The sequence below is a fragment of the Streptomyces acidicola genome (assembly GCF_009377235.1).
GTDB lineage: Bacteria > Actinomycetota > Actinomycetes > Streptomycetales > Streptomycetaceae > Streptomyces > Streptomyces acidicola.
This window is the reverse complement of the sequence record NZ_VMNX01000341.1, coordinates 1-7,670: the sequence shown is the minus strand read 5'-3', so window position 1 is coordinate 7,670 and position 7,670 is coordinate 1. Positions and strand designations below refer to the sequence as shown.

Annotated in this window: 7 protein-coding genes; 2 read left to right on the top strand and 5 right to left on the bottom strand. The window is 71.8% G+C overall.

Annotated features, from left to right (window positions below; genetic code table 11):
* Positions 1 to 69 precede the first annotated feature (69 nt).
* From FPZ41_RS42900 to FPZ41_RS42885, 4 genes are all read right to left on the bottom strand, one after another.
* Positions 70 to 525: a DoxX family protein gene (locus FPZ41_RS42900; RefSeq protein ID WP_152869884.1), complete on the bottom strand. Its 456-nt coding sequence runs from the start codon at positions 523 to 525 to the stop codon at positions 70 to 72.
* Between the two features lie 89 nt (positions 526 to 614).
* Complete coding sequence (locus FPZ41_RS42895; RefSeq protein WP_152869882.1) at positions 615 to 2,537, bottom strand: FAD/NAD(P)-binding protein; 1,923 nt, start codon at positions 2,535 to 2,537, stop codon at positions 615 to 617.
* Positions 2,538 to 2,725: 188 nt separating this feature from the next.
* Positions 2,726 to 4,366, bottom strand: coding sequence for an alkaline phosphatase D family protein (locus FPZ41_RS42890; protein ID WP_152869880.1), 1,641 nt, complete (start codon positions 4,364 to 4,366; stop codon positions 2,726 to 2,728).
* 264 nt (positions 4,367 to 4,630) lie between these two features.
* Complete coding sequence (locus tag FPZ41_RS42885) at positions 4,631 to 5,275, bottom strand: HNH endonuclease family protein (RefSeq protein ID WP_152869878.1); 645 nt, start codon at positions 5,273 to 5,275, stop codon at positions 4,631 to 4,633.
* 494 nt (positions 5,276 to 5,769) lie between these two features.
* On the opposite strand from FPZ41_RS42885, the gene FPZ41_RS42880 reads away from it, so the two are divergent.
* Positions 5,770 to 6,351: a TMEM165/GDT1 family protein gene (locus FPZ41_RS42880; protein ID WP_322621463.1), complete on the top strand. Its 582-nt coding sequence runs from the start codon at positions 5,770 to 5,772 to the stop codon at positions 6,349 to 6,351.
* A 267-nt stretch (positions 6,352 to 6,618) separates the two neighbouring features.
* Complete coding sequence (locus FPZ41_RS42875) at positions 6,619 to 7,284, top strand: HAD family hydrolase (protein ID WP_152869876.1); 666 nt, start codon at positions 6,619 to 6,621, stop codon at positions 7,282 to 7,284.
* Between the two features lie 92 nt (positions 7,285 to 7,376).
* Here FPZ41_RS42875 and FPZ41_RS49175 read toward each other — a convergent pair.
* The coding region (locus FPZ41_RS49175) for a peptidoglycan-binding domain-containing protein (protein ID WP_228023389.1) at positions 7,377 to 7,670 on the bottom strand (294 nt) is incomplete at its 5' end.

Sequence of the window (7,670 nt, the reverse complement as noted above, 5' to 3'; positions counted from 1 at the left end):
GACCCGCACCACGCACTCCGGCGCCCGCCTCCGCGGGGCGGAGACGGGCGCCGGAGTGCGTGGTGCGGGTCAGGCCGCCACGGGGGCCTGGTCCGAGGCGGGCTTCTTCGCGATCGTGGCCGAGCGGTTCGCGAGGAACCGGTCGACGCCGAACGCGCCCGAGCCCGTGAAGACCAGCAGGAACATCGACCAGCAGTACATCGCGGCGCCCTCGCCCTTGTTCTCGATGGGCCACAGGGCGTCGGGCTGATGGACCGTGAAGTACGCGTAGGCCATGGCGCCCGAGGCGATGAACGCCGCCGCACGGGTGCCGAGGCCGAGCAGGACCAGGCTGCCGCCGACGAGTTCGATGACGGCCGCGTACCAGTTGGGCCAGGCGCCGGTCTCGGCGCTGGTGCCGTTGCCGTCCACGCCGCCGAAGGCGCCGAAGAGCGCCATGGCGCCGTGGCAGGCGAACAGCAGGCCGATGACGATGCGGAACAGGCCGATGGCGTACGGCTGGGCGCTGTTGAGGCGTCCGGTCATGTGGGGGGACTCCCTCGGTCTGGTTTCCCGGTCCTTTTGTGAAGGGCCGGTGGGGACGGATACCGATCGGTAGCCCACGTTAGGTCGACCTAATCTATGCTTGCAAGTTCAACATTCGGCCATGCCTTTGCGTCTGCCCGGCGTTCCGCTTGCTGGTCGAGGGTGTGCAGGGCCGCTCGAGCCACGGCGTCCGCGTCGGACAACGTGACCGAATCCACACCGGGTCTGGCCCCGGCCGCGGTCACCCAGTGCACTCCCTCCGTGGGCACCCCGAACGCGAACCGCCTTGCGTGGGCGTCCCCTTGACGGTCGATCAGACGATACGGGCGCGGTGTTACGTCCAACCCCCCGGTTTCGTAACCGTCGACGGTGTGCGGACGTGCCTGACCCGTCTTCAGCAGTCGGGCCAGGAGTTCGTCGGCGGTCCGGCGCAGGTCCGGTTCCGGGAGACGCGCCTCGATGAGGGTGGTCGCCCGTACGGCCGAGCCGGGGACGTCGGGGGAGTGTGCGTGCCAGGCCCCGTCCTGCGGCCGTACCTGGAGGCGCGGGCCCACGACTGTCAGGACGCCGGCCTCGATCAGGGCCGCCATCTCCTCGATGCGGCGGCGGGGCGGGCCGATGGACAGGAACGCGTTGAGCGGCGTGTACCAGCCGTCCAGGTGGTCGCGGCGGGAGTCGCCGGTCAGCCCGCCGTGGTCGACGATCAGCCGGAGCTCGTTGCGCAGGTCCCGCAGGACGTCGAGGGCGGCCTTGAGCGGGCCGTCGACGTTGCCCAGCGCCGCCTGGGCCGCGTCCTCGCCGATGTACGCGAGCAGCCAGCTCTGCCAGGCGTCGGGGTCGGGGAAGGCCTGGTCCCCGTACGGCCGTGCGACGCGGTCCCAGGACCAGCGGCCCGCGTGCGGTATGCCGAACTCGTCGAGGACGGCGGTCTCCTCAGGGCCCCGATGGGGGGTGGAGAGGAAGCGGTCGCGGAAGGCGGCGAGGGCCGGGCTGTCACTGAGTACGCCCTCGTAGTAGACCGATTCGACCTCCTTCGCCACCAGTGGCCATATCTCCGTCAGGAAGTCGGGGGCCTCGCACGAGTCCGCGCGTTTGCGGAAGCCCGCGATCACCTCGGGGGTGAGGACGAGCGGGGTGTGACGGCCGTACGGGCCCTTCGCGTTGTCGCCGCGCGCCTGGTACGGGATACCGCGCCGGGAACCCGCGTACAGGCGCGGCTCACGGCCCGACGGGAGATAGCGCGGACCTCGCGGCCCGTGCACGAAGCGGCCGCCCCGGCCGGTGGTCAACAGCGCCATGTGGTCGAAGAAGTTGAGGCCGAGGCCGCGCAGGAGGACGGGCTCGCCGGGGGCGAGCGGATCGAGGTCCACGTCGGCCGGGTTTGTCGGCGGGATGTGGCGCAGGCCGTGCCGGCCGGCGTACGACGCGAGGTCGCGCTGGGCGGGGTCGGGGACCTCGGGCAGGTGGCCCTGGGCGAGGACCACCGCGGACAGGCCGGGCAGCGTGCGGCCGGTGGAGAGGGCGAGGGTCTGGCGGCCGTCGGGGGCGTCGTCCAGGCGGACCGCGCGGGCCGTGTGCACCTCGACCCGTATCGCGGGCGGCGCCTCACGCACCACCTCGCTGAAGACCCACTCCAGGTAACGGCCGTACTGGGCGCGGGTCGGGTACTCGTCGGGGCCCAACTCGCCGGCCGCCCACGCGTGGAGGCTCGGCCCCGGCCGGATCGGGCCCGAGCAGTCCACGCTCTCGTCGGTGAACAGGGTCACCTGCGAGGCCACCGTGTTCATGAGCAGGTGGGGGGACTGGGCGGTACGCCAGACACGGCCCGGGCCCGGGGGCGCGGGGTCGACGACGTGGACGGTCAGGCGGGTTCCCGGCCGCAGCAGCTCGGGCGCGGAGGCGCACAGGCGCTCCAGCACGCTGGTGCCGCGCGGGCCCGCGCCGACGAGGGCGAGGGAGACGGAGAGGGCCTCGGAGGGGCCCTCGGCGGGGGCGGCGGTCGCTGCGGACAAGGCGTGTGACTCCCGTGCATGGAGGGCGCGATGTGGAGAACCGTCCGTTGGAAGCGGACGGTCCGCCTCATCATGCCGTCGTACGGGGCCGGAGCCGAGACCTGAGGTAACCGGGTGTGGGATGCCTCACGTGCATCAGGGGCAACAGAACTGACACGGGAACGTATGCAACAAACGGGGCAAGGGGGTTATTGAGGGGTGAGTTCGTACTCCGTCACCGTCTCCAGGCGGGGTGCGCCGTTCCCGGACGCCCGCGCCTGGTCGAGCCGCAGCCGGGCCGAGCGGCCGCGCAGGGTCAGGGTCATCAACTGGTTGCCGAACCACGGGCCGCCCGTCCGGCGCCAGTCGATGGAGGGCCGCTCACCGCGACCGTGCCGCTCGAACCAGCGCCCCAGGGCGCGCCCCACGCCGCTCCAGCCGAAGCGGAAGCCGAGCCGGATGGACAGCGGGATCGAGTTGTGCACGGGCGAGCAGGTCAGCTGGAGCACACGGGAGCGGGGGCCACTCCCCTCGGGCCAGGACGGTTCCGCGACGTACGCGTGGTGCACGTCGCCGGAGAGCACGCACACGGTCGCCGGTGCCCGCTCGCCCGACCCCGCCTCGGCGATGAGCCCGGCCAGCGCCTCGAACGACGCCGGGAACGCGGCCCAGTGCTCCAGGTCCGCCCGCTGCCGCAAGGTCTCCCCGAACCGCGCCCAGCGCCCCCCGCGCTCGCCCCGGCACAGGGCGGCGTTCCACGCCTCGGCGTCGTGCACGAGGTGGGGCAGCAGCCAGGGCAGGGAGGTGCCGATGAGGAGGTGGTCGTACGAGCCGGGCGTGTCCAGCACCTGCTCGCGCAGCCACCGTTCCTCGGCCGGGTGCAGCATCGACCGCTTGCCCTCGTCCAGGACGCGCGCGGCCCGGGTGTCGACCATCAGCAGACGGACGCGCCCGAAGTCGCGCCGGTAGCTCCAGCGGACCGAGGAGGGGTCCTGGTCGGCGCGGGAGGCGTGCTCCCGCAGCAGGTCCGTGGCGTCGGCGGACGCGCGGACGGCGGCGTACAGCGGGTCGGCGGCCAGCTCGGCGGGGGACAGGTTGCCGAGGTGCTGGTGCACCCAGTACGACACCAGCCCGCTCAGCAGCCGCTCACGCCACCACGGGGTGGCCCGTATGCCGGCGAGCCAGGAGGCGCTGGTGTTCCAGTCGTCGATGACGTCGTGGTCGTCGAAGATCATGCAGCTGGGGACGGTGGAGAGCAGCCAGCGCACCTCCGGGTCGAGCCAGGACTCGTAGTAGAGCTGCGTGTACTCCTCGTAGTCCGCGACCTGGTCGCCGGGAGGTTCGGTGAGGTCGCGGCGGGCGGCGAGCCAGCGGCGGGTGGCGTCGGACGTCTCGTCCGCGTACACCTGGTCGCCGAGCAGCAGGAGCACGTCGGGGCGTTCGGTCGCGGGGTCGGCGGCGATACGGGCGGCGAGGGTGTCCAGGGCGTCCGGGCCCACCGGGTCCGCCTCGTGGGTGGGAGGGGCGGCCCAGCGGCAGGAGCCGAAGGCGACCCGGACACCGCCCTCGTCGGGGGTGCGGATCTCGGAGGGCGGGAAGGGCGAGTCGGGAAGGGGCCACACGGGGGCGCCGTCGAGGAGGACCTCGTACGTCGACGCCGTGCCGGGACGCAGACCGGTCACCGGGACCAACGCGTAGTGGTGGCCCGCCACTTGGAAAGTGCGGGCCTCGCCGCCCGCTCCGTCGGCGCCGCGCACCTCGGCGGTGCACGGACGGCTCGTCTCGACCCATACGGTCGCGGACGAGCCGTCCAGGTATCTCAGCAGCGGCCCCAGTCGCAGCCCCGCCATCGGCGATCACCTTCCTTCGTCGACCCGTACGGTACGGAACGACGGAGTGGAACGGGGAGGTTCCGCTGGTTCCGGTTCGGCCTCGGCGGTCGCCGCGGTGCCGGTCGACCACGAAAGCCGCCGGCGGTTGCCGGCGGCTCTCAGTGACTGCGGGTGGTGCCGGTGCCGGGTGAGGCCCGGGCGGGCTCAGGGGAAGGCCCGGGTCTCACCGCGGCTTCACGGTCCGGACGGGCTCGGCACCCGGCCGGGGTGCGGAGGAACGGTTCAGCAGCCGGACAGGGCGCTGGTCAGGGCGCTCTTCTCGGCCGAGTCGACCGACAGGTCGTAGTAGTACTTCACCTGGACCCAGGCGCGGACGTACGTGCAGCGGTAGGCGGTGCGGGTCGGCAGCCACTCGGCCGGGTCCTGGTCGCTCTTGGACCGGTTCGAGCTGGCCGACACGGCGATGAGCTGCGGGCGGGTCAGGTCGTTGGCGAAGGCCTGGCGCTGGGCGGTGGTCCACTTGCTGGCGCCGGAGTCCCAGGCCTCGGCGAGCGGCACCATGTGGTCGATGTCGAAGCTGGACGCGTCGGTCGTGGTGACGCCGTCGTACTGGGAGTACCAGCTGCCGCTGGTGGCGCCGCAGGACGAGTTGGTGACGACGTTCGAGCCGTCGCGCTTGAGGACGGTCTCGCGGGTGTCGCAGGAGCCGCTGATGGTGATCCAGTGCGGGAACAGGTCACGGTTGTAGCCCGTGCGGTTCTCGGTGGCCACGGTGAGCTGAGAGAGGTAGCTGCGGGCGGTGGCACCGCTGACCGGGGTCGGCATCGCGGCGGACGCGGTCGGGGAGTTGAAGAGTGCGACGGAGGCTATGAGACCGGTGAGCGCGGTGAGTATGCTGACTCGTCGACGCGCGTAGAACTTGCGCATACGAACTCCCTTGGGGGTGAGGGTGGTCGGGTGTGAGCAACGGAACTCTCGCGGCGCTCCGTTTCCTGCGGGTAAGCGTTCGGTGAGAAGTTAGTGACGTGCGCATGACAGGACAAGCCTTTGGGGTGTGCAGGTTCCTGTCGGATTTCGGGGCGAGCCTCTGACGTGCCGCTTCGTTGCGGGCGGGGGTGCTCGGGGCGGGCGGCCCCTCACGGGGTGTCTGCGCCGTCCCGTATGATGAACGGCGCAGAAGGGGAGTAGCTCTTCGCCGGACCGTCGACATACTGCTCAGCTCAGCTGAGCCGGCGCCCGGAGGCGGGCCCCGTGACGGGGCCGGCCAGCGAGACCTTCGGCAAGCAGTGCACTGCCCGTGCCGTCCGGTGCGGGTGTTTACCCGTGCCCGTCGGCGCGGGTGCCTCGTGTGCTGCCGTGCCGAGGTGTCGCGTCAGTGGACGGTCTTTCTCGGCGGGGCAGCCCCGACCGATTGAGGGATCGTGATCAGTCTCAGCGTCATGGCGGTCGTCTTCGGCGTCGTCTTCCTCGCCGAACTCCCCGACAAGACAGCACTCGCCGGGCTCGTTCTTGGTACGCGCTACCGGGCCTCGTACGTCTTCGTCGGTGTCGCCGCCGCCTTCGCCGTGCATGTCGCGCTCGCCGTCGCGGCCGGCAGCGTGCTGACGCTGCTGCCGGGGCGCCTCGTGTCCGCGATCACCGGTGTGCTGTTCCTCGGTGGCGCGGCGATGCTTCTGCTGAAGGGCGACGACGGCGAGGAGGAGGTCCGCAAGCCCAAGGACCAGAGCTTCTGGAGGGTCTCAGGAGCGGGCTTCATGCTCATCCTGGTCGCCGAGTTCGGTGATCTCACCCAGATCATGACGGCCAACCTCGCGGCCCGCTACGACGACCCGCTGTCCGTGGGCCTTGGTGCGGTGCTCGCGCTGTGGGCGGTGGCCGGGCTCGGCATCGTGGGCGGCAAGGCGCTGATGAAGCGGGTGCCGCTGCGGCTCATCACCAAGGTCGCGGCGCTGGTGATGCTGGCGCTGGGCGTGTGGAGCCTGTACGAGGCTGTGGTCGGCTGAGGGGCGGGTATCTCGCGGGGCGGGCTCGTGGACCTGCGGGCCCGCAGCCGGCCTCGTGGATGAACCCGTGGGCGAGCCCGCGGATGAGCTCCTGGGTGAACTCGGGGTGCGCCTTCCGTGAAAGCCCAGGTCGGGAGTGGTGGCGTGGTGCGGCTCCGTTTTGTATCGTGAAGGAACAAAGTGGCCCTCGCCCGCTACCCCTGACCGGCGGGCGGGGTCACCTTGTCCTTCCGGGGCCGTTCGCGGCCCCTTCCCGTCTCCTGGAGCATGCCGATGACGGCCACCACCGTTCTGACCGCCCGCGCCCTCCTGCTCGACATGGACGGCACCCTCGTCAACTCGGACGCCGTCGTGGAGCGGATCTGGCGCCGCTGGGCCGATCAGCACGGGCTCGCCGGAGACGAGGTCATGAAGGTCGTGCACGGACGGCAGGGGTACGCCTCGATGGCCGTGCTGCTGCCGCACCGGCCCATGGAGCAGAACCACGCCGACAACGCGCGGATGCTCGCCGAGGAGACCGCGGACGTGGACGGTGTCGTGGAGATTCCGGGCGCGACGGCGTTTCTGGCCTCGCTGGCCGGTGTGCCGCATGCGCTCGTGACATCGGCGGATGTCGCGTTGGCCACCGCGCGGATGGGTGCCGCCGGGCTGCCCTTGCCGGACGTGCGGGTCACCGCGGAGTCCGTGGGGGCGAGCAAGCCCGACCCCGAGGGGTTCTTGAAGGGGGCCGCCGAACTGGGGGTCGCTCCTGCGGACTGTCTGGTCTTCGAGGACTCGGGGGCAGGGATCTCGGCGGGCCGCTCCGCGGGAATGCGGGTGGTCGGCGTGGGACCCCGGGCCCAGGTCCACCGGCCGGATGTGTGGGTGCCGGATCTCACCGGGGTGACGGTGGACGTGGTCGACGGGGGCGGGATACGGGTGCGGGTGGCGTGACCCTCTGCGGCCGGCCGGCTGGCTGCCCGACTGGCCCGGCGGCCGGCCTGGCGGGCGGTTCGGGTGGGTGCTGTCGCCGGCCGGGGCATTGACTACGGCTCGCTTGTCTCTGACTCCAGCCTCTCCCTCGTCGCTCCGCCGTACACCCCCCGGTCGTCATCGTCGATGTCACGGGTGAACTGGTACCGGCGTACCGCTGATTCGACCTGTTCGTCGAAGTTCTCGTCGATGTCGCCGAAGTAGACGGCCACCTGGCGCAGGCGGATCTGGAGTTCGGTGACCTCGGGGCCGTCGTCGCCGCGGCGGAGGGTTCGGGGGCCGGGCTCTTCGTCGGCGTCGCCGGAGCCGGGGGGCTCGGAGGCGGTGGCGCTGGGGGAGGTGACGGT

Coding starts and splice junctions, on each gene's coding strand:
- FPZ41_RS42900 (WP_152869884.1), bottom strand. CDS start 525: ATGACCGGACGCCTCAACAGCGCCCAGCCGTACGCCATCGGCCTGTTC.
- FPZ41_RS42890 (WP_152869880.1), bottom strand. CDS start 4,366: ATGGCGGGGCTGCGACTGGGGCCGCTGCTGAGATACCTGGACGGCTCG.
- FPZ41_RS42885 (WP_152869878.1), bottom strand. CDS start 5,275: ATGCGCAAGTTCTACGCGCGTCGACGAGTCAGCATACTCACCGCGCTC.
- FPZ41_RS42875 (WP_152869876.1), top strand. CDS start 6,619: ATGCCGATGACGGCCACCACCGTTCTGACCGCCCGCGCCCTCCTGCTC.